This window comes from Pontibacter qinzhouensis (genome assembly GCF_008017455.1).
Classification (GTDB): domain Bacteria; phylum Bacteroidota; class Bacteroidia; order Cytophagales; family Hymenobacteraceae; genus Pontibacter; species Pontibacter qinzhouensis.
The window spans coordinates 21316-42354 of sequence record NZ_VRTY01000053.1 but is presented as its reverse complement, the minus strand read 5'-3'; the positions used below and the strand labels follow the sequence as shown (position 1 = coordinate 42354).

Below are 21039 nucleotides of genomic sequence, written 5' to 3'. Positions count from 1 at the left end.
TTGCCCGTGCAGGGTAATAAACTGGAAAGTCCGGTAAATATCGATGCCCTTGATATCAATAATACTCAGTTTGTTCTGCTGCAGCTCCTGACCAATGGAGTGTATCGATAAAAAAGCAGCACAATCGGCATAGAGCAGGTACTGTTTAATGCTCTCGGTGCTATCGAGCTGTATTTCGGTTATCAGATCTTTCGGATGGATACCTGCCGTAGAGAGTTCTTTGTAAATTACGTCGAGGGTACCGGAACCGTGCTCCCGGAGTATAAACGGCATGTGGAGCAACTGCTCTGGTTTAATCTCATTCTTTTTGGCAAGTCGGCCATTGGTACGGGTTACCAGCACAATTTCGTCTTTTACGAAAGGCTCATACATGATCTGCGGATGGTGCGAGATACCTTCCACAATGGCAATATCTATTTTCTCGTTTATTAGTTGATGCTCGATTTGCTCGCTGTTGCCGGTGGCAAAAGTAAAATGTATGGCAGGATGAGCCGTTTTAAACAACGCCAGGATTTTTGGCAGCACGTACTGCGCCAGCGTTGTGCTCGCCCCAATATGGATAGTGCCGCCAGAAGTATTGGTTAGTTGCACCAGGTCGTTTTCGAGGGTAGCGTAAATCTGGAATATTTTCTGGGCGTGCTCCAGCAGAATTTGTCCTGCCGGGGTAATGGAAATGCTGTTGCCCTGCCGCTTAAAGAGTCCCACCCCCAGTTGCTGCTCCAACTCGTTTATATGCTTGGTAACGGCAGGCTGTGTTATAAACAGTTCGTTGGCGGCCTTTGTGAAGCTGAGCTTACGGGCAACGGTATAAAAAACTTTCAGTCTGAAGTCGAAGATCATGTAGCAAGATACTCAGCAGAACGTAGCTACCGCAGAAACAGCCATATAAAAGTTATGGTGTTTCTTTACAGGAAAATAATAGTCCTCGACTTTGTTTTAGCTAAAATAGCGTTGGAAGGGCTTTTTATTAGAATAATTCAGCGCTAAACATGCTGTTTCTCCTTTTCCTGGCAGGCACTGAGCCAGATAAGTGCTTCCATCCTGTTATCAAACATGCCGTAGGTCAGCTGCTGCCCTATCTGCCCCACCTGCATGACCTTACCAGCTTCTTCGCCAAAGGTACCTGGTGCGGCTACATGTGCCAGGTACCGGAGTCCGGCATGCAAAGCACCGGGCAACCATGCCTGTTCCAGCCACTCTACCATTTCACTCCACGGCCCCCTCAGGTTGGTATTATCATTCAGCTTGTACCGGCATCCGGTTTCCCGCAGCAGTTCCAGTCCTACACTACATGCCGTGCGGATGTCATTTTTAGAGGCGTAACCATGCCACACTGTATTAATAATGTCGCGACTTTGCTGGTACTCTACCACGTAATAAATTTTCCCAAACTGGTTCAGCTGCTCTCTGCGCATGTGCCGGATAAGATTTTATCGATTTTCTGAATAAAGGTAATTAATTTTCAGGAGGTTAGAAAGGGTCTTACTGAAGCAATATAAAATTTGGTTTGCTGCCAACATGGCCGCCCTTACCTTGCGGTATAGCTCCTGAGGTAGTTGCAAGGCAGATAAACAGCATTATTCTAATAAAAAAGCCTTTACAAAAGAAATTCACCAGAAATTGCATGAGGGTTTTCTAAGTGCTTCGGTACCGATGAGCCTGGTTATGGCCTTGGAAATGCATTTTGCGGAATACCTGCATTCGTTTTCCGCTGCCACAAAAGGCAAGCAGTGTGTTATGCAGGAATAGTGGCAGCCTCTGTTTTTTGAATTTTCTCGCTTGGGCCGGTTAAGGCTTGAGTAGCTTTAAAAAATGGCCTTCAGAAGAGGCAACAGTAATGCAACAGCAGCTTGAGAAACTAAAAAACCGCTTAGATTATAATGTCTAAGCGGTTTTTTAGTTTTGTACCAGGAGCGGGAATCGAACCCGCACGAGCTTGCGCTCACAAGATTTTAAGTCTTGCGTGTCTACCAGTTCCACCATCCCGGCAGCCATTCGGAGGAAGGTCCGAAGTGGTTTTTTCAAAAAATAAAGACGTTGTTCAGCACAACGTCTTTATCTTACCTTTTATTTGAGCGGGAGACGAGGTTCGAACTCGCGACCTCGACCTTGGCAAGGTCGCGCTCTACCAACTGAGCTACTCCCGCTTTTAGTCATTTCCTAAACCGTTGTAGTGATTTAGTGATGCAAAGATATAGACAATTTCTTACTTGTCAAGAGTCTGTGTAAAAAAATTCTGCTACTTTTTCGTTTCCAACTGATTTTCAGGAAGAAAAATTTTCAGATTCTCCGAATTTCACTTAACCTAAGTGACTAAAAAAGGAACTAAGTTGAAAAAAGTATCCGGAAACAGCCTGCAAGCAGTCGAATTATGGCAATAATGACAAATCAGGAAATGAGTATTATAAATCATTCACTCACCCTCTCATTCAAAATGACCCCATCCTCAACTACCTAAATCAACAATTTAACAATTCAACAATTTAACCATTAACGATCACCAACCAATTATTCAGATGAAAACCGCCTTCCGAAGCTTTTTCGCTGCTAAAAGGTCAAGGGTTCCTTACCGCACTTTATCACGTTTTGGTTTTGCCAGCAGCAGCTTTAGCTCATTCAGCTTCAGGAGCGCCTCTACCGGGGTTATGGTGTTAATGTCGAGTTGCTCCACTGTTTCCTTCAGGCGCTGCAGCTGCGGGTCCTGGGCTTCGAACATGCTGAGCTGGTAGCTGCTCTTTGGGAGCGCCTGCATGTCGGGTTGCTGTTCCGGGTGCGAGATCTTGTCCTGCTCCAGGTGGTGCATAATTTCGTTGGCCCGCAGCACCACGCTGTTGGGCATGCCTGCCATTTGCGCTACGTGTATGCCAAAGCTGTGCTCGCTGCCGCCTTCCACGAGCTTGCGCATAAACAGAATCTTGCCATTCGCCTCCTTCACCGACACATTGTAGTTCTTCACGCGCGGCAGGTCTTCGGCCAGCTGGTTGAGCTCGTGGTAGTGCGTGGCAAACAAAGTTTTACCTTTGCATTTGGGGTGGTTGTGCAGGTGCTCTACAATGGCCCAGGCAATGGAAATACCGTCGTAGGTGCTGGTGCCACGACCAATCTCGTCCATCAGCACCAGGCTGCGGTCCGAGAGGTTATTCAGGATGCTGGCCGTTTCGGTCATCTCCACCATAAACGTAGACTCGCCTTTAGAGAGGTTATCGGAAGCACCCACCCGTGTAAAGATCTTGTCGATAATGCCTACTGATGCTGCCTCTGCCGGCACGAAAGAACCGATCTGGGCCATCAGCACGATCAGGGCCGTCTGGCGCAGCAAGGCGCTTTTACCCGCCATGTTGGGGCCGGTAATAATGATGATCTGCTGCTCTTCGTTGTCTAAGAAGATATCGTTAGGCACGTAGCTCTCGCCCAGTGGCAGCTGCTTCTCTATAACCGGATGCCGCCCCTTTTTGATGTCGAGCACGTGTGCGTCGCTCACCTCCGGCTTCACGTAGTTATTTGTTAATGCGATGCTGGCAAAAGAGCTGAGGCAGTCGATGATGCCGACCACACGGGCATTCTGCTGCACCTGCGCCACAAAATCTACAGCGTAGAGCACCAGTTCATTAAAAAGACTGAACTCAATGGTATAGATGCGCTCCTCCGCGTTCAGAATCTTCTCCTCGTAGGTCTTCAGCTCCTCGGTAATGTAGCGCTCCGCATTCACCAGCGTTTGTTTCCGGATCCAGGAGGCAGGCACTTTGTCTTTGTGCGCGTGCGTTACTTCAAGGTAATAACCGAATACTTTGTTGTAAGCAATTTTAAGTGAGCTGATGCCGGTATTCTTCATTTCGCGTTGCTGCAGTTGCGCCAGGTAATCTTTGCCTGAGAAGGCGATGGCGCGCAGCTCGTCCAGTTCCTCGTGTACCCCTTGGTTTATCATGTTGCCCTGGTTGGTGAGCATTGGCGCGTCAGGACGCAGTATTTTCTTGATCTCCTGCCGCAGCCCGTCGCAGGGAGCCAGTTGTGCCGCCAGCTTCTGCAGGGCCGGAATATCGCTTATAGCCAGACTTTGCTGTATCGGCTCTATGGCATCGAGGGCTTTTACCAGTTGCATCAGCTCCCGTGGGTTTACACGGCGCACGGCCACTTTCGAAATCAGGCGCTCCAGGTCATTTATCTGCTTCAGGTGCTGCGTGAGTTCGTCCAGCAGTTCGCTGTGCTGCGTCAGCGCCTCCACGGTGTTGAGGCGGCGTTTTATCTGGGCCACATCTTTTAGCGGCAGCACCACCCACTTCTTCATCAGCCTTGCACCCATTGGCGTTACCGTCTGGTCGAGTACCTGAATGAGCGGTACTCCCTCCTGATGCTGCGTAAAAATCAGCTCCAGGTTGCGCACGGTAAACCGGTCGAGCCACACGTATTTATCTTCTTCCAGCCGCGAAAGCGTAGCAATGTGGCTGACTTCCTTGTGGTGCGTTTCGGAAAGGTAATGCAGAATAGCACCTGCTGAGATGATAGCTGCCGACATACCTTCCACCCCGAAGCCTTTGAGCGAGGTGGTACCGAAGTGGCGGGTAAGCGACTCGTAGGCAAAGTCGTGGCTGAACACCCACTCCTCCAGCGCATAGTAGCGGAAGTCGGGGCCGTAGTTTTCAAAAAAAGTCTCTTTCTCGCGCTTGCAGAACAGCACTTCGGCCGGAGAAAAACTCTGCAGCAGTTTCCCGATGTAGCTTTTGTCGCCTTGGGCGGTCATGTACTCGCCCGTAGAAATATCGAGGAAGGAAATGCCGGTTTCGTTTTTGCCGAAATGGATGGCAGCCAGGTAGTTGTTGCTGCGCCGCTCCAGCACCTGGTCGTTGAACGACACACCGGGCGTTACCAGCTCCGTCACCCCCCGCTTCACGATGCCTTTCACAGATTTCGGGTCTTCCAGCTGGTCGCAGATGGCTACCCGCTCCCCAGCCCGCACCAGCTTGGGCAGGTATGTGTCGAGGGAGTGGTGCGGAAAACCGGCAAGCGCCGTTTCGGAGGCAGAGCCGTTGCCGCGCTTAGTCAGCACGATATCGAGAATCTTGCTGGCCTTGATGGCATCTTCGCCAAAGGTTTCGTAAAAATCACCTACCCTGAAAAGCAGCAGCGCCCCCGGATGCTTCACCTTAATGGCGTTGTACTGCTTCATCAGCGGGGTTACGGTACTGTTGTCTCCACCTTTCATGCTACTGGTTGTTGGTTGTTAATTGATGATTCCTGGCTGCTCTTGCACAGCTTAGCTTACAAAGATAACAGGCTCATAAGAGCATCGGAATGAAACAACGGGATTTTATAGGAAATTATTCGAATGAAAATGGCCTTCGGAAGAAAAATTGGGCAATATCAGCCAAGGGGCAAACACGATTAGGTAAGCTTGAGGCATTGCTAAGTACATCCAAGAAAGTTATGTCAGATAAAATAACCTGTTGCAGCGCTGGCTTCCAAATTATTCGAATGAAAACAGCCTTCAGAAGGTTTTGCATCCGAATTTACCCAAGGGTCCATCCGGCAAAACTTCTTTGAATGTTACTTAGCAGGATTAGATTTAAACGAATGCAACAGGCCTGTGAATCTGACTATAGTTAGGTATGAATTACAACATGATCTTAAGGAAATTGCCGCAAAAGCGTTGATGCATGTTACAGGCAAAGAAGCACCAGCGCCACACACCGACAGCAATCAGAAACTTCCAATTTTCATTTTTAGCAGAAGACCCTCTATCTGAAGCCCCAATTCAGCGTATGCCCTTTACCTTTTTAACTTTCTAACTTTCCTCACTCCCTGCGTATTGCCTCCACCGGATCGAGGCGGGCGGCACGCATAGCCGGATAAGTCCCGAAAACCACCCCGATCAGCACAGCAATAATGGCGATAGTCAGGAAGGTAGCCCAGGTATAGGCCGCCTGAAAAGGAGCATCTGTAAGGGCTTTGATAATAGGCACTGCTCCCATAGTTCCCACTACCCCCAACATTACGCCCAGCACACTTCCGAAAACCGATACGGCCACAGACTCTGCCAGGAACTGCAGCAGAATATCGACTCGTTTTGCTCCCATGGCCTTGCGCACTCCTATCTCCACGGTTCGCTCGTTTACCGAGATCAGCAGCACATTCATCACACCTATACCACCCACCAACACCGACAATCCCACGATCAGCCCCATCACCACCCGGAACAGCATAATGCCTTTGGTTACCTGCGCTACCCGCATCTCGTTGGTGCCTACACTAAAATCTTCCGAGCCGGTTTTGTAGTGCGTTTTCAGCCAGGTTTCCACTTCCTTTTTCAGAGCGGGCACCTGCTCCACATCGTGTGCCTCCAGAATAGCCTGTGGTGGCTCTTCCCGCAGCTCTGCCCCAGAGAAGAGCGTAATGGGCACGTGTATGGCAGGTGTTTTAATGGTCTCATCCTGCGCCATGATGCCTGTTACCTGCAACTGCCTGTCTTTGAAGGCAATTATCTTCCCAAGCAGGTGCTGCACCGAATCTTTGCCCATCACCAGGCTGGCAAATAAGTAATTTACATACGCCACGTTTGCCCCGCTTTTTACATCAGCTTCTGTAAAGAGTTTGCCGTGTGCTAAGGTTATATCGCCATAAACAGCAGCTCCCCTGCCCACCACAGAGGCGCCCATTGTTTTGCCTTTCTCCACTACCTGCACCTCGCTGGGCCGGTGGTATTGGATGTATAAGTTGGCAGGTATTTTAAGAGATGCGGTAAGCGCTTCCAGATCCGGATAGGTAAGGTAGGCGTATGTCTCCTTCTTCAACCATACATTGTTTACCTGCTTGTTTAAATTGGTGCGGATAAAAACGGCTTTTAAGGAAGTAGTTCTGGTTATCTGCTCCTGTGCGTACTGCTGCATGCCATCAATCAGAGCCAGCACTGCCACCAACGCTGCCACGCCAATAACAATGCCTAGCACAGAGAGCAGCGTATGAAGCAGCCGGCCACGCATGTTCCGGAACGCAAGCAGGAAAGATTGCAGAAACTTTTTTACCATGGCTGTTGATGCTATCTGTACCTATGTTGCTCTTCCAAATTAAAAATTAGAAATTCAAAATTAAAAATGAGGTAGAGAAAGCACATTTTCTGAGCTTTCGATTCTAAGAACTAAGTTGGAACAGCACTATATTGCCTTTATTCCTATAAATCACAACAACCGGGCATCAGCAGCAAAAAAATGCCCGATAGGTTACTTGTAGCAGACCTGTTTTAACTATCTCTTTCTTCCAGTATTATGATTTCTCCGCTGTTCCCCTGACCTTTGCACCTAACGTTGCTCCGATGACAGCAGCAGCATTGTTAAAACAGAAGAAGCCTTGTGTCTTTTACACTTCGATGCTTGTGTCTTCTAAAATTTGTACCGAATAAAAATGCGTAAACTCTCGATGGATGAACTCAACCGCGACTCGGTAGAGGACTTCAAGAACAAGAAAAAACTGCCGCTCACCCTGATCCTGGACAATGTGCGGAGTTTGAACAATGTAGGTTCGGTGTTCAGAACAGCCGATGCCTTTATGGTGGAGAAGATTTACCTCTGCGGCATTACGGGCACTCCACCGCACCGCGACATCGAAAAAACGGCTTTGGGAGCTACGGAATCGGTACAGTGGGAGCATGTGCCCGGCACCCTGGATTTGGTAAAGCAACTGCAGGCGCAGGGCTACAACATTGTATCGGTGGAGCAGGCCGAGAACAGCATCATGCTGCACGAGTTTGTGCCAGAGCCGGAGCAGCAATATGCCTTTGTGCTGGGCAACGAAGTATTTGGCGTGGAACAGGAAGTGGTCAGCCTCTCCGATGTGGTGCTGGAGATACCGCAGTTCGGCACCAAGCACTCCCTTAACATTTCAGTAGCAACAGGCGTGGTTGTGTGGGATTTTCTGAGTAAAGTTATTCGGTAAGTGCAGAGGAGGGTAGAACCTGATGCGTGAACTGCTAACCTGCAATTATTCTAATGAAAACACCCTTCCGAAGGATTTTCAACAAAATCTATCCAAGGGTTTGTTCTGCCTGATTCTTTGCAAACAGTAAGCATTCTGCCAAGTTAGTTTTCTGAGTTACACCAACTGCAACTTCAATTTCTGTAACATCAAACTGTACACCTAAGAAAAACAAATTACCAGCCTCTTTTCCTTTTACCGCTGTATCAAGCATAGTGCCTCCAGCCACTGCCTTGGCTAATGAACCTGCACCAGTCTTTGGCCATCGCCGCCTTGAGCGCTAAGACCTAAACTATAAAACATATCGGCATAAGGGCACCTAAGAAAACTATTGCAAAAAGTATTAGAACCAACTTAAAGGAGACTTCCTGATAAATGTGCATAACATCTGTAATTAAAATAAAACAGCACCTTCTCTTCTGCTACTATCTGCCTCACCAACTCTTCCAATCCCTTCTCTTACACTTTATAATTTACTCCTGTTACTAAGCACTTCCGCCATTTAACGAGTACTATTAAGCCGATTACCCAAAAATAGCACAAACCCCAGACACTTGCGTTAAACCTAAGGAGGACTTATCGGTCTTACTCCTAGCGGCTACGGATTAAAAGTACGGTTTAAGATATTGTCTAACCCGATTCCGGACCGAACTTGCGGATCCGATTACAACTGTCGCGATGCGTAACCTGTTAAACCCACAGCTCTTCCTGGAGCTATTTTATACAAGAAACTATGAAACTGATTTATACTTTTATCTCCTTCTGCCTCCTCACCAGCATAGCCACTACCTCGTTGGCACAGTCTCAGACCGGTAGCGTATCCGGAACGGTAATAGACAGCAATACAAAAGAACCTGTGGGTATGGCCAGCGTTGTACTGCTAACGCCTGCAGACTCCAGCCTCGTTACCGGCGCTAATACCGACTTCGACGGTCTTTTCAGGATAGAGCGCGTGCCGATGGGGCGATTTATCATGCGCATAACAGTAGTGGGCTACCCTACCCGGTTTTCAAGTGTTTCTGTTTCGGAGAGCAACCCCAATGCAGCGGCAGGCACCATCAGCTTAAACCCCAGAGCTACGACTCTAAAAGCAGTAGAAGTAGTATCGCAGCGGGAGCTGGTGCAGTTCGAGCTCGATAAAAAGGTAGTGAACATCAGCCAGGATATTGCCGCCGAAAACGGGTCTGTGGCAGAGGCTCTGCAAAACGCCCCTTCTGTTGAGGTAGACATAGACGGTAATGTGAGCATGCGCGGCAGCAGCAATGTAACTGTGCTGGTAGATGGCAAGCGCACCGCCCTTGCCAACCTCAGCCTCGACCAGATTCCGGCCAACATGATAGAACGTGTTGAGATCATAACCAACCCATCTTCTAAGTACGACCCCGAAGGCACGGGCGGCATCATAAACCTGATTCTGAAGAAGGACAAAACCTCCGGCATGAACGGAGTTGTATCGCTGAACGCCGGCACCTACGACAACTACAATACCTCGCTTAACCTGAACTACCGCCACAACAAGCTCTCGCTTAACGGAGGCTACGATTTCAGGCAGCATAACAGGCCCGGCAACAGCTCCAGCTTCCGGACCACCTATTTCCCCAATAGCACGAACCCCGATCGTTTGAGTTTCCTGGACCAGGAGCAGGCCAGAACCAACCTCGACGTTTCGCATAACATCAGGTTAGGAGTTGATTATTACCTCACGCCGAAACGCACCCTCTCTGCCTCCACCCTGCTCCGCACCAGCAAAGAGCGTGGCTCTAACCACATTTTGTATCGCTTTCTGGGCGAAAACATGGCCCAGGACTCAGCCCAGACCCGCACCACAGCCGACCGGGAAGAAGACTTTTCTATGGATTATGTGCTCGGTTACCGCCAGACATTTGAGCGCCAAGGACAAGAACTGACAGCCGATTTTATTTACACCAACCACCTGGAAGATGAATTCAGCAATTTCGAGGAGCAATATGAGATAGCAGACCGCCCTCCGCTGTTGCAGCGCACTGCAGCCGATAATATGTTCAGGCGCATTGTGCTGCAATCAGACTACGTGCACCCAATTTCAGACGAAACGAAGCTGGAGGCAGGCTACCGCACCTCCATTCAGCGCATGGACACCGACAACACCTTTTTTAACTTCGATAATACTTTTGGGCAATGGGCAAGCGACAACCTGCGCAGCAACCATTTTGTTTTTGATGAACAGGTGCATGCCTTATACAGCAACTTCAGCAGCAAATGGAACAGCTTTAGCTACCAGGTAGGGCTACGCGCCGAGCAAACCCTGACCACCTCCGATCAGCGCACGCAGCAGGAGGTGTACCGGAACAATTACTTCAGCCTGTTTCCGAGTATTTTTGTTACCCACGACATTAACCAGGACAACAAAGTGCAGTTTAGCTACAGCCGCCGCATTAACAGGCCACGCAGCCGTAGCCTGAATCCTTTCATCGATTACACCGATCCGCTCAACATCCGTTTCGGTAACCCCAGGCTCAACCCCGAGTTTATTAATTCGCTGGAGCTGGGGCACCTCCGCTACTGGGAGAACTCCTCGCTCAACACCTCTCTGTTTTACCGCCGCACCACCAATCAGGTGCAACGTTTCCGGGAGTTCAACTCTGAAACCGGTGTTACCACTACGTCTTTTATTAACCTGAGCACCGGCTCCAACTATGGCGCAGAGGTAGTAGCTACACACTCCTTCTCGAACTGGTGGCGCTTAAACGGCAGCATTTCCGGTTTCCGCACCGAGCTAAACGACAGCCGCGGCGATACAGAGCTGAGCAATAACCAGTTCAGCTGGAACACCAAACTTAACTCCACCATGACTGTCTGGAAAGACATGGCCATACAGGTATCGGGCCAGTACCGGGCCCCTATGGTGACCATACAAGGACGCATGGAACAAATGTATGGTGTAGACCTGGGCATAAAGAAAGATGTGCTGAAAAAGCAGGGAACCGTTTCGTTGCGCGTAACCGATATTTTTAACACCCGCGAGTTTAACTTCCTGAGCTTTGGCCCCGATTTCGAGATGATAAACCGCAACAAGCGCCTAACGCAGATGGTGTACGTGGGTTTTACCTACCGCATAAATCGCGAAGGCAACCAGCGCAACCGCGACAAACAGGAAAATAACGACGACGCCGGCGACATGGAAGAAGGATTCTGAGACAGCATCAGAATAGAAGCCTACGATCCAGTAAACACTGAATCTCCAGACTAAAAGAGCCATTTTAGGCATCTACGGCACCAACTACTGCTGCAGCAAACACTGCAATAACTGTTGCTGACCCTTTTAGGTGAACCTTACAAAATGTTGTAACTAAATAAGCGTTTAGTAGTTACGTAGCGGCGGCAATATAAAATGTGAGAATTGGCAACAGGCTGTAATTTTTATTGTTATTTTCGAATAAAAATTTATATATTTAAGCAATACTCTGCTTATATTGCACCACGATTTATAGAGGGTGGCTTCTACTCCAGTTCAAATTTTAAATTCTTATTAGATGAAATTCTTCGGAATTCTGCTTTTTATGGCTGGGCTACTGTCGCTTTTGCTGGAGTTGATGGGTGCTAACTTATTAATTTTGAATTGGCTAAACCAATGGGGCCCTGCTGCCAGTTGGGGTATACGCATCAGCGCGATAGTACTTGGCGCCATTTTGTATTACGTGTACCGCAACGATGACTAACGTTTGTGCCCTTTACGAATCGGGAACTGCCCTGCAAGCCGTTTCGTATAATAACCTGATCTAACATACATCAGCACCCTGTTCCCGGACTGTCAGGCTGCTTCTTACACCTTTGAAAGACCAAACAGCCATGGATGCTCCGGAGTATATACCGCGCTTTGTACAAATAAACGAACTCTACATCGACACCGTAGTGATCGACGACACTGAGTTTCTCACCTTATGGTGCTTTACCCTGCTAGACGACGAGTACAAGTTTATTTACCTCGGCTGCGATTTCACACAGTTTAACCAGATACTGATTGGTGCCGGAGAAAAAGGCAAAGAGATAGCGCTGCACCTGGCAGAGGTGCTCAACAACCCTTACGAAACGCCTACCCTGATTCCGATAAAAGAGCAGTTCGAAGAATACCTGGAGTTGCTCGGCTTCGATATTATAATGTATGAACCGGTAGCCGTGGAAGATGACATAGAGGAGGAAATGAACGATGAAGACGAGCTACCGATAGAACAGCTCTTTGGCGCTCAACCCGACAACACCTCGCGCAAACACCTGATTTACCAACTCGACAAGCTGTACCCATCGAAGGTATTTGAGCCGGAAAAAATGCTGCACGACAAATTTGTGGAAGCCTTTGAAGACGACTCGCTGGAGCTGGCGCAGCTCTACTACGATTACCTGAACGCCATAGAAAATGGTTACAACGAAGAGGAAGCCCGACAGGTAGCAGGCCTGGAACGCGACATTTTCTTCCGGATGGCCAAGAAGGCGACGGAACTGTGGAAGTAGCAGGTAAGCAAAGTTTTGAATAATGAGTGAGAGAATGAGTCAATAACAAACCTCTCGCCTACTCAACCCTCAAATCAAAAACTCTTTTAAGTCTTCTGAAGGCCGATTTCATTCGCATAATTTAGTTATGGGTAAATTGTTAAATGGATGGATGGTAAATTTGAAGTTGTAAAGAGAAGGAGCTTGAGTTGAGTAATGAATGCATGATTCTCACTTAAGAATAGTCTTGCCCCTTATGTTCTTTGTCCCTGAAAAACCTTTGGGAGGCCAGTTTGATTAGAATAATCCGCTGGCATGGCATTTATCCAGATCAAAACACATACTCCTTCCTAACCACCAGCAGGTTACTGTCGCGGCCTTGCTCCGGAATTACGTGGGCGGGCATGGCAGTTTTGATCAGTTGCTGCGGCAGGCCTATGCTTTGGTCGAAGAGCAAAAGCCGCAGAGGCGTGCCCTGCTTTACCCGAGCCTCCAGCACCACCTCTTTTGAGACAGGCAACCCATAGAGCCTGGCAAAATAATACGGCTGTTCCTCTGCTGCTTTTATAGGACTTAACTTTAGCGGCAAGCCATTTAAAGTGGAGTAGCGCAGGCTGTCCTGCTCCGGTTGCAGCACCAGTTCCAGATGCGCCGCACCACGCGGCGAAAAGAGGCGCAGACGCAGGTGCCGCTCTCCTGCCGCTACAGAATCTGTCAGTACTTCGGCAACAGGCACTGGCACCGCTATGGTATCGGCAGTGTTCATAAGATAGGTGCGCGAAGCAAAAGGATAGAGGGCCGTTAAGGAGCCGGTGCTGGCATCTGAAAAAAACTGCTGGTTCCACTCATCCGTCTTCTGGAAAGGCGACACCCAAAAGGCCTCCCCACTGTCGGCATTCAGGTAATAAGACACAGCGCTGTGTAGTGGCTGCTGCGGCGAAGGCGCCTCGCTGCCGATGGCTTGTGCTAGTTGCAAGCCTCCTGCCAGCAAGAGCAAAAGCGGCAGCAAAGGCCAATTACGCCAGCTGTAACTATGCTCCAGCATGTGCAGCAAAGGCAGCAACAACCCGGCCAGCAGCACCAGCAGCGCCACCATGGCTATGGGCATCTGCAACTCAAAAATCACGAACAGGAAATGCACGTAAGGCATGAGCATAAAAATGGCAGGCAAAGCAGCCACAAACAAAATCAGGAGAGGACGCGCCAGGTAAGGCTGCTGGTGCAAATTAAGCCTGAAAACGAGCAAAGTGCCAGCCAGGCAAAAGAGCAACGGAAAGAGCAGCAGGTAAGTAGCCGACAGCAGAAAAAAGCAAACGCCCAGTACAAGCAAGTAGCAAAGCAGGTACACACCCATCAGCAGCGAGAACAGCCGGACCCAGCGCAGCGCCAGCCAACTGAGCAATAAAAATAGCCCTAGCGCCAGCAGCAGGTAGGCTATAAAAAACTGATCTGCACCGTACACGCCGTTAAAGGGATGCGAGTAAGGCAAAAGGCCAGTTACAAGATTATTCAGCAGAAAAACAACACCAACTGTAATGGCCAGCAGCAGCAGGTACATAAAAAAACTGCCTACTACCTGCAGCGCCGTTAATGCCTGCCGCTTCGCCCCCACCACACAGGTAGCCACCAACAACAGCGTTAGCAGGGCCAGCCAAACATAATTCAGCCACAGTGGGTACTGTAGCAGCCAGCTTCCGGCAGGGTTAAAAAACACTTTGTCTTTTGCTGCGGAAGTATTCAGCGGCACGTTGCCCAGGTGCCGGGTCAGGGCCAGCAGGTTGCTGCCGTGGTGCTGCAGGGTGTTTTGGTTCAGGTTTTCCGGTGAGTCTGTCAGTTTGTGGTAATGCACAAAGCCAGCCACAGCAGCCGAGTTAATGCCTTTATAACCAGCTTCGCGGAAAGGAGTGAAATCGGTATTGTTAGGCAGCATACGGTACACCTCGTACATCAGGGAGCTGGCAAACGGGTAAGGTGCGGCTTCAGCTAACTGCTCCACCACCCACTCGTTCCCGGGGCTTATTTCAAAGGTCATGCTCGGTCCGGAGTTTCCTCTTGCGTCGAGGTTGAGCACGATGCCAACACCTTTGGCCCAAGGGTGGTCCAGAAAGGCATAAGCGCCATACAGGCCATACTCCTCGCCATCGGTCAGCAAGAAGATGACATCGTGCTGCAGGGCTTCCTGTTGCTGTAGCGCACGGGCTGTTTCGAGTAAGGCAGCCACTCCGGCAGCATCGTCGCTGGCGCCCGGGGTGTTGGGTTGTGAGTCGTAATGCGCCATCAGCAGCACTGCTTCAGTAGCTGTGCCACTTCCTTTTAATCGCCCCATAATGTTATAGACATAGCCTGGCATGGCCGTTCCTGCCAACGAGTTACTTGCCATCGCTTCCTGCACCTGTGTCTCCAGGCCCAGCTTCTTCATTTCAGAGACTAAGTAAGCGCGAACTCTGGCATGCGCGGCAGTTCCCATGGCATGCGGCTCTTGCGCCACCTGCCGTACATGCTGCATGGCCCGGGCTGCCGAAAACTCCTGCAACGGAGCATCTGAGGGCAAAGCTTCCGGAGGGCGAACCAGGTAAATACTTAACCAGCAAATAGCCACCAGGCTTAGCAACAGGAACACAGCGTTAGTATGATGTCGGAATGGCATAGCAGCGAATTTTAGTGGCACTTACAAGAAGAAGAGGGCGCAAAGCGATTCGGGCAACTTGTAGAAACGCTTCACTTTAGTTTATCTCTGAAATATAGCAGTAAATCTGAAAATGACCAGCTGCAAGTTTCAGAATCCTGCGTTTCCGGTCTGTATAGTTACCGCTGCTTTAGCTGCAGGAAATTAAAAAGCAACAGCAATGGCTGCTATGCCAGACCCTTGACGAAATTCTGATGATATTCTTTTGGAAGGCTCTTTTCATTAGCATAATTCTGAAACACCTTTCACGCCATGATCCTGGGTTATAACTTTCTTAGCGCGCCTCACACAAAACCTGACTAACCTGCAGGAGATGTTCCTGCTTTACATTATCTTGAAAATTTGGTGATGATCCTGACACAGGTTCCAGGCAGCTTGAATCAAGTATTGCCTGGTAAGAACTCATTTTCTGGCCTTTTACAAGTTTATGTACTGGTTAAAGCTGAAGCAATAAATAAGCTTGTGTGTTATTGTGTAAAAAACACAATACAATAAAAACACACCCCCATGCACCTCCAAAGAAGCTGCAGATTAGAATAGTTATAGTTAACGCAACGCCATTAATCCTTCTCATTTTGCACACCACACCCATGCTACCGAAAAAATACAAAGTTAAGCATCAGAGCAGCACAACAGCAGTACTGGTGCAACTAACTAACATAAAAGCAAATACATCTTTACAGCTATCTGGAAGGGCTTCCATTTGAATACCGTTTTTTATTTTATTCATAATTTACAACCTGATTTTATTTCTGTGAGTTTCCGAAATAGTTCAAAACGCACTTGATTGGTCTTAATCGGCCAATTTTACTATAGATAGTCAAAGTTATAACTAACAAAAATTAGTTAAATTATATTATAGTCTTTGAAAAAAATAATTAAAAAGGATGTACATACCTTGCATCTTAATTAAATAATTTTTAAACTTACAGAACAAGGCTTACACAATTTCCACATTTACAGCATATTCTTTGATTAAATCATAATATTTTGATTCAAATCAAAGGCAGGATGAGATACATCCGCTCATTGCTTCACGAAGCAGTCTCATAATTATTTAATTATCCGGAATTACCCCTACTCCTTTACAGTACATATACCTACTGGTAATGTGCAAAATAAGGGCGCTGACTCTTCGCGTCTATTGTTTTCTGATTAGCTTATTTTATTGCAACCTCTAACGCTAGCACCATGAAACACTATTTACTTCTTCTAACCGCTTTACTCTTTGTACTAAAGACGCAGGCACAGACACCACATATTACAGGTAAAGTAACGGATGCCGGAGATGGCTTACCCTTGCCTGGGGTTACAGTAGTTGTAAAAGGTACTACTCAAGGCACTGCTACAGATGCAGAAGGATCTTTTGAACTAGACTGTCCGCCAAATAGTACCCTGATATTTTCGTATATAGGCTATAACAAAGAAGAGATACCCGCTAACAAACCTGTAATCAACCTGAAACTAGCCTCTGACTCTAAGCAACTTACAGAGGTAGTGGTAGTGGGTTACGGTACGCAGACCAAAGAGGAATTTACAGGATCAGCGGCCAGAGTATCTGGCGATGCCGTAAAAGACATGCCGGTGCAGAGCTTCGACCAGGCATTGGCAGGGAAAGCCACCGGTGTGAGCATTGGCTTACCGAATGGGGTGCTGAACAACGCCCCCGTTATCCGGATAAGGGGCATAAACTCCATTTCGCTTAGCTCCTATCCACTTATTGTGGTAGATGGCATTCCGATAAACACCGGCGACGCCTCCGGCAACTCTACAGTAGCCAACAACCCACTAGGCGATATAAACCCCGCCGACATAGAGTCTATCGACGTGCTGAAAGACGCTGCCTCTACGGCTATTTATGGCTCCAGAGCGGCTGCAGGCGTTATTTTAATAACGACCAAGAGCGGCAAATCTGGTAAGCCAAAAGTGAACTACGAAGGCTGGACCGGCATAACCAGAGCAGTGCGCTTGCCCGACCTGCTGGATGCCGAGCAGTTTATGATGCTCAAAAATGAAGCTGTTCTGAACTCTAAAATACTGAGCGGCAACATCAACAACCCTTCTGTGCCGTCTGAATCGTTTTTCCCGATGTACAACGAAGATGGCTCGCTGGTGAACACCAACTGGTACGATGAAGTCTACCAGACAGGCGTATCGCAGAACCATAGCATTAACTTTTCGGGTGGCAACCAGACCACCAAATACTACTTCTCTACCAACTACAGCAACCAGTCGGGCATACTTAAAACAAACGAGTTCACCCGCAAGGCCGCGCGCTTTAACCTCGACCACGAACTCACCAACTGGCTAAGCCTGACGGGTAGTCTGAATTATAACAACAGCCTCAACACCTCTCCTAACACAGGATCTCTGGAAGGAAATGCCTTTGGATTGGTAGGTGCTGCGAGGTTAGCCACGCTCTCTGCTCCAAACGTACCCGTGTTCAACCCGGATGGCTCCTACAACCTCAGCAACTCCAACACGCTGGGCATGGGCAATAACACTGTGGCGAGCAACTTTTACAATGTGGTGCCCATGATGGACCTGAACAAGTACTCCTCAGAGAACGACCGTATTATTGGCAGTTTCTCGGCGAGGGCCAAGCTGCTGAAGAAGTTAGATTATAAACTTACTTACGCCGTTGACCGCCTCAAAATTGAGAACAGCAACTTCCAGAGTGCCGTACACGGACCAGGCTTTGGTGCCGGCGGCAACTCTACCAACAGCAGTGTGCTCGTAGATAACTGGAACGCCACCAACACCCTGAGCTACCAGACCACCCTGGCTGAGAAACACAATATTTCAGCCCTGGCCGGTTACGACATCCAGAAGTTTAAGAGAAGCTCCTGGGGCGCCACCAGATCGCAGCTGTCAGATGAGTTTTTCGATGAGTTTCAGGGAAGCTTCGGCAACATTTCACCATCGAGCAACTCGCTTAACGAGCGGGCTTTTGCCTCTGTTTTCTCGCGCCTCACCTACGACTACGCCAGCAAATATTTTGTTACGCTTAACTTCCGCAGAGATGGTAACTCTGCACTGGGTTCAGGCAAGAAGTATGGCAACTTTGGCGGTGTATCGGCAGGATGGTTGCTTTCTGAGGAAGAGTTTTTCAGAAACTCGCCTATAGCCAATGTAGTGGATAACGTGAAGCTGCGCGGTAGCTGGGGCCGTGTAGGAAACGGGAACCTGCCCAATGCCTTTGGCTCACTTTCGCTTTACAATTCAGCCCTTTACGGTACTGCCGCCACATGGGCCTTCAGCCAGGGCGGCAACCCAAACCTGGGCTGGGAAACCAGCGACCAGACCAACATAGGCGCCGACATTGCCTTGCTCAACAACCGCATTACCCTGGACCTTACCTACTACCACAACAACGTAAACGGCCTGATCCTGGATGTACCGCAGTCTCCATCTAAAGGCATTCCAGGCAACTCTATTCTGATGAACGTAGGTGCCATGTATAACAAAGGCTTTGAGTTCGGCATTAATGCCAGCGTAATCGAGAAAGGCAAATTCAGCTGGAGTACCAACTTTAACTTCACCACCAACAGGAATCGTGTAACAGAACTGTTCGGAGAAGGAACCGAAATTGTAGGCACCACCAGCGCCTCTGCCGAAACCAGCAACATTACACGGGTAGGTTACTCCGTTGGCAGCTTGTTTGGTGCTAAAACAGACGGCGTAAATCCTGCCACTGGTCAGCGTGTATTCATTAACGCAAACGGCGAGCGTGTACAGTACAGCCATGCCGTGCCTTCTGGCGGCAGCCGCTGGACCTACTTCGACGGGTCTCCTGCACCGGCCATCAGCGTATCTGATTACCAGTTGCTGGGCAACGCACTGCCAACCTGGTACGGCGGCTTTAACAACACCATTAAATATGGCCAGTTCGATGTAGCCGTTAACTTTACTTACTCTGGCGGCAACTACATCATGAACGGCACCAAAGGCACCTGGCGCGATCAGCGCTTCTGGAACAACTCAACCGAGGTGCTGGAGCGCTGGACCGGGGAAGGCCAGGTAACCAACATTCCGCGTGTGGTAATCGGCGACCTGCTATCTAATGGTTCTTCTTTCCCGATCTCCGAGAACGTAGAGAAAGCTGACTTCCTGCGCCTGCAGACGGCCACACTTGGTTACAAAGTACCTGGCAGATTATTCGGAAACTCCGGCATTAGCTCTTTGCGCCTCTACACACAGGTGTTCAATGCCTTCCTGATTACAGGTTACACTGGCCAGGACCCGGACATTTCGTCTAACGGTAACTCGAACCTGACTCCTGGTGTCGATAAGAACTCTGTGCCACAAGGCAGAACGTTCACCTTCGGTGTAAACCTCGGATTCTAATTTTTCACTTCAAAAGATTCAGCATGATAACTATAAGCTACACAACTGCAGGAAAACTGCGCATGGCCTGCCTTGCCATTTCGCTTTGCCTTTCGGTGAGCGCCTGCGACGAAAAAGAACTTCTGAACCCAACGCCTGATACTTCGCTGCAAGACACGTTTCTGTTCGACTCGCCGGGCCGGGTACTGGGGCAGGTAAACGGTATGTACGCCGCCATGAAGAACGGCAGCTTTTACGGAGGCCGCTACTTAATGCTCTCCGATATCAGGGGCGAAGAGTTTATGAACCGCCTCCAAAACGTGTTTACCGGCTACGATGCCTGGAACCACACCATCAACTCCGGCTCTAACGATGCCCTGACTACCTGGAGCAACGCCTACTCCACCATTAACTCCGCCAACCTGCTCATAGATGGGCTTGCCGCTAACCCCGATGTAGTGCCTGCCGCCACAGCGACCCAATATGTAGGCGAGGCCAAGCTGGTGAGAGCTATTTCTTATTTTGCGCTCATAACCCTCTATGGCAAACCTTATGTGATGGATAACGGAGCCTCGCCGGGCGTGCCACTCCGCTTGCAGGGCGAAAAAACGCCTGCCAATAACGATCTGGCCTTAAGCACCGTGGCGCAGGTATACGAGCAGATTCTGACAGACCTGAACGAAGCCGAAACTGCCTTGCCTACCTCTTATGCCTCTGCATTGCTAAACACTACCCGCGCGCACAAAAACACCGCTATTGCGCTTAAAACCAGGGTGTACCTGAACATGGGCAAGTTTGAGGAGGTAGCGCTGGAGGCGCAGAAAATAGTGCAGCCCACAGCTACTGGTTCTTTTGCAGCTCCAACAGGTGTGGCGCACCAGTTGCAACCCAGCATCCGCACCATTTTCATGAATGACTACACCACCACCGAGTCTATCTTCTCAATGCCCATGACGGAGTTGAACAACGTAAGCGGGCAATCGTCGCTGGGCTACGAGTACAACACCAACCAGGAGTACAGCATGAACCCGACCGGCATTTACGGCCACCCAACCTGGCCTGCTACCGACGAGCGTAAAACCATGTTCCGCACCTCCGGCACCACCACCTACCTCATGAAGTACAGCAAGTTCAGCCCGTTTCTGGATTACATTCCGGTTATCCGCTACTCGGAGGTATTGCTGAATTATGCCGAGGCACTGGCCCGCAAAACAAGCCCCGACATGGCTCTGGCTACGCAATTGCTAATGGCTGTGCGCAAACGCGCCGATGCAACTTATACATTTCCGGCAGAAGCACTTGCAACTCAGGAAGCGATTACCAGCACAATTCTGGTAGAACGAAGAATCGAGTTTGTAGGCGAAGGTCTCCGCTCCAACGATTTGCTGCGCAACCTGCTCACCATTCCGGCAAAAGGTACGGCCCCGGCTATCTCACCTTCACAGCCAGAGTACATCTTCCCTATTCCGAATGCAGAGATTTCTGCTAACAGAGCCTTGTGACAAGGGGACTTCTGAGGCTGCGGGTCGGGCCTTCTGCTTCTATGCCTGACCCCGGCCAAAGAATCTTCTTCTTATATAACCTCAGCCTAAAGACAG

General features: G+C 49.2%; 12 protein-coding genes and 2 tRNA genes. 6 read left to right on the top strand and 8 right to left on the bottom strand.

Annotated features, from left to right (window positions below; all coding sequences use genetic code 11):
- From FVR03_RS14320 to FVR03_RS14295, 6 genes are all read right to left on the bottom strand, one after another.
- Window positions 1-840, bottom strand: an 840-nt coding sequence (locus FVR03_RS14320) for a LysR substrate-binding domain-containing protein (RefSeq protein WP_147922445.1), incomplete at its 3' end; no start/stop codon positions are given.
- 143 nt (window positions 841-983) lie between these two features.
- Window positions 984-1415, bottom strand: a complete 432-nt coding sequence (locus tag FVR03_RS14315; protein ID WP_147922444.1) for a hypothetical protein — start codon at window positions 1413-1415, stop codon at window positions 984-986.
- A gap of 490 nt (window positions 1416-1905) precedes the next feature.
- A tRNA-Leu gene (locus FVR03_RS14310) sits at window positions 1906-1989 on the bottom strand.
- 85 nt (window positions 1990-2074) lie between these two features.
- Window positions 2075-2147: transfer RNA gene (locus tag FVR03_RS14305), tRNA-Gly, on the bottom strand.
- A gap of 419 nt (window positions 2148-2566) precedes the next feature.
- Window positions 2567-5200: a DNA mismatch repair protein MutS gene (mutS, locus tag FVR03_RS14300; RefSeq protein WP_147922443.1), complete on the bottom strand. Its 2634-nt coding sequence runs from the start codon at window positions 5198-5200 to the stop codon at window positions 2567-2569.
- Between the two features lie 589 nt (window positions 5201-5789).
- On the bottom strand, window positions 5790-7019 hold the full coding sequence (locus FVR03_RS14295) for an ABC transporter permease (protein WP_147922442.1): 1230 nt from the start codon (window positions 7017-7019) through the stop codon (window positions 5790-5792).
- Between the two features lie 373 nt (window positions 7020-7392).
- On the opposite strand from FVR03_RS14295, the gene FVR03_RS14290 reads away from it, so the two are divergent.
- A complete protein-coding gene (locus tag FVR03_RS14290) occupies window positions 7393-7923 on the top strand; it encodes an RNA methyltransferase (RefSeq protein WP_147922441.1) in 531 nt (176 codons plus the stop codon).
- A gap of 88 nt (window positions 7924-8011) precedes the next feature.
- Here FVR03_RS14290 and FVR03_RS24435 read toward each other — a convergent pair whose 3' ends face one another.
- Window positions 8012-8176 carry a hypothetical protein gene (locus tag FVR03_RS24435; protein WP_187270169.1) on the bottom strand — a complete coding sequence of 55 codons (165 nt, stop codon included), beginning with the start codon at window positions 8174-8176 and terminating at the stop codon, window positions 8012-8014.
- Window positions 8177-8695: 519 nt separating this feature from the next.
- On the opposite strand from FVR03_RS24435, the gene FVR03_RS14285 reads away from it, so the two are divergent.
- The 3 genes from FVR03_RS14285 (at window position 8696) to FVR03_RS14275 (ending at window position 12450) form a co-directional block, all read left to right on the top strand.
- The gene (locus tag FVR03_RS14285) at window positions 8696-11137 is read left to right on the top strand and encodes a TonB-dependent receptor (RefSeq protein WP_147922440.1); all 2442 of its coding nucleotides are present in this window, start codon (window positions 8696-8698) and stop codon (window positions 11135-11137) included.
- Between the two features lie 337 nt (window positions 11138-11474).
- A complete protein-coding gene (locus FVR03_RS14280) occupies window positions 11475-11660 on the top strand; it encodes a hypothetical protein (RefSeq protein WP_147922439.1) in 186 nt (61 codons plus the stop codon).
- Between the two features lie 112 nt (window positions 11661-11772).
- Window positions 11773-12450 carry a hypothetical protein gene (locus FVR03_RS14275; RefSeq protein ID WP_255474223.1) on the top strand — a complete coding sequence of 226 codons (678 nt, stop codon included), beginning with the start codon at window positions 11773-11775 and terminating at the stop codon, window positions 12448-12450.
- 310 nt (window positions 12451-12760) lie between these two features.
- Here FVR03_RS14275 and FVR03_RS14270 read toward each other — a convergent pair whose 3' ends face one another.
- On the bottom strand, window positions 12761-15076 hold the full coding sequence (locus tag FVR03_RS14270; RefSeq protein ID WP_147922438.1) for a M20/M25/M40 family metallo-hydrolase: 2316 nt from the start codon (window positions 15074-15076) through the stop codon (window positions 12761-12763).
- 1230 nt (window positions 15077-16306) lie between these two features.
- Between FVR03_RS14270 and FVR03_RS14265 the strand changes: the two genes are divergently transcribed.
- Together FVR03_RS14265 and FVR03_RS14260 are read left to right on the top strand one after the other, a co-directional pair.
- On the top strand, window positions 16307-19462 hold the full coding sequence (locus FVR03_RS14265) for a SusC/RagA family TonB-linked outer membrane protein (RefSeq protein ID WP_147922437.1): 3156 nt from the start codon (window positions 16307-16309) through the stop codon (window positions 19460-19462).
- A 23-nt stretch (window positions 19463-19485) separates the two neighbouring features.
- Complete coding sequence (locus tag FVR03_RS14260; RefSeq protein WP_147922436.1) at window positions 19486-20943, top strand: RagB/SusD family nutrient uptake outer membrane protein; 1458 nt, start codon at window positions 19486-19488, stop codon at window positions 20941-20943.
- Window positions 20944-21039: the final 96 nt, after the last annotated feature.

Excerpts from the sequence above, each read along its gene's own strand:
- FVR03_RS14315 (WP_147922444.1), bottom strand. The coding sequence starts at position 1,415 with ATGCGCAGAGAGCAGCTGAACCAGTTTGGGAAAATTTATTACGTGGTA.
- mutS (WP_147922443.1), bottom strand. The coding sequence starts at position 5,200 with ATGAAAGGTGGAGACAACAGTACCGTAACCCCGCTGATGAAGCAGTAC.
- FVR03_RS14295 (WP_147922442.1), bottom strand. The coding sequence starts at position 7,019 with ATGGTAAAAAAGTTTCTGCAATCTTTCCTGCTTGCGTTCCGGAACATG.
- FVR03_RS14290 (WP_147922441.1), top strand. The coding sequence starts at position 7,393 with ATGCGTAAACTCTCGATGGATGAACTCAACCGCGACTCGGTAGAGGAC.
- FVR03_RS24435 (WP_187270169.1), bottom strand. The coding sequence starts at position 8,176 with ATGCTTGATACAGCGGTAAAAGGAAAAGAGGCTGGTAATTTGTTTTTC.
- FVR03_RS14285 (WP_147922440.1), top strand. The coding sequence starts at position 8,696 with ATGAAACTGATTTATACTTTTATCTCCTTCTGCCTCCTCACCAGCATA.
- FVR03_RS14280 (WP_147922439.1), top strand. The coding sequence starts at position 11,475 with ATGAAATTCTTCGGAATTCTGCTTTTTATGGCTGGGCTACTGTCGCTT.
- FVR03_RS14270 (WP_147922438.1), bottom strand. The coding sequence starts at position 15,076 with ATGCCATTCCGACATCATACTAACGCTGTGTTCCTGTTGCTAAGCCTG.
- FVR03_RS14265 (WP_147922437.1), top strand. The coding sequence starts at position 16,307 with ATGAAACACTATTTACTTCTTCTAACCGCTTTACTCTTTGTACTAAAG.
- FVR03_RS14260 (WP_147922436.1), top strand. The coding sequence starts at position 19,486 with ATGATAACTATAAGCTACACAACTGCAGGAAAACTGCGCATGGCCTGC.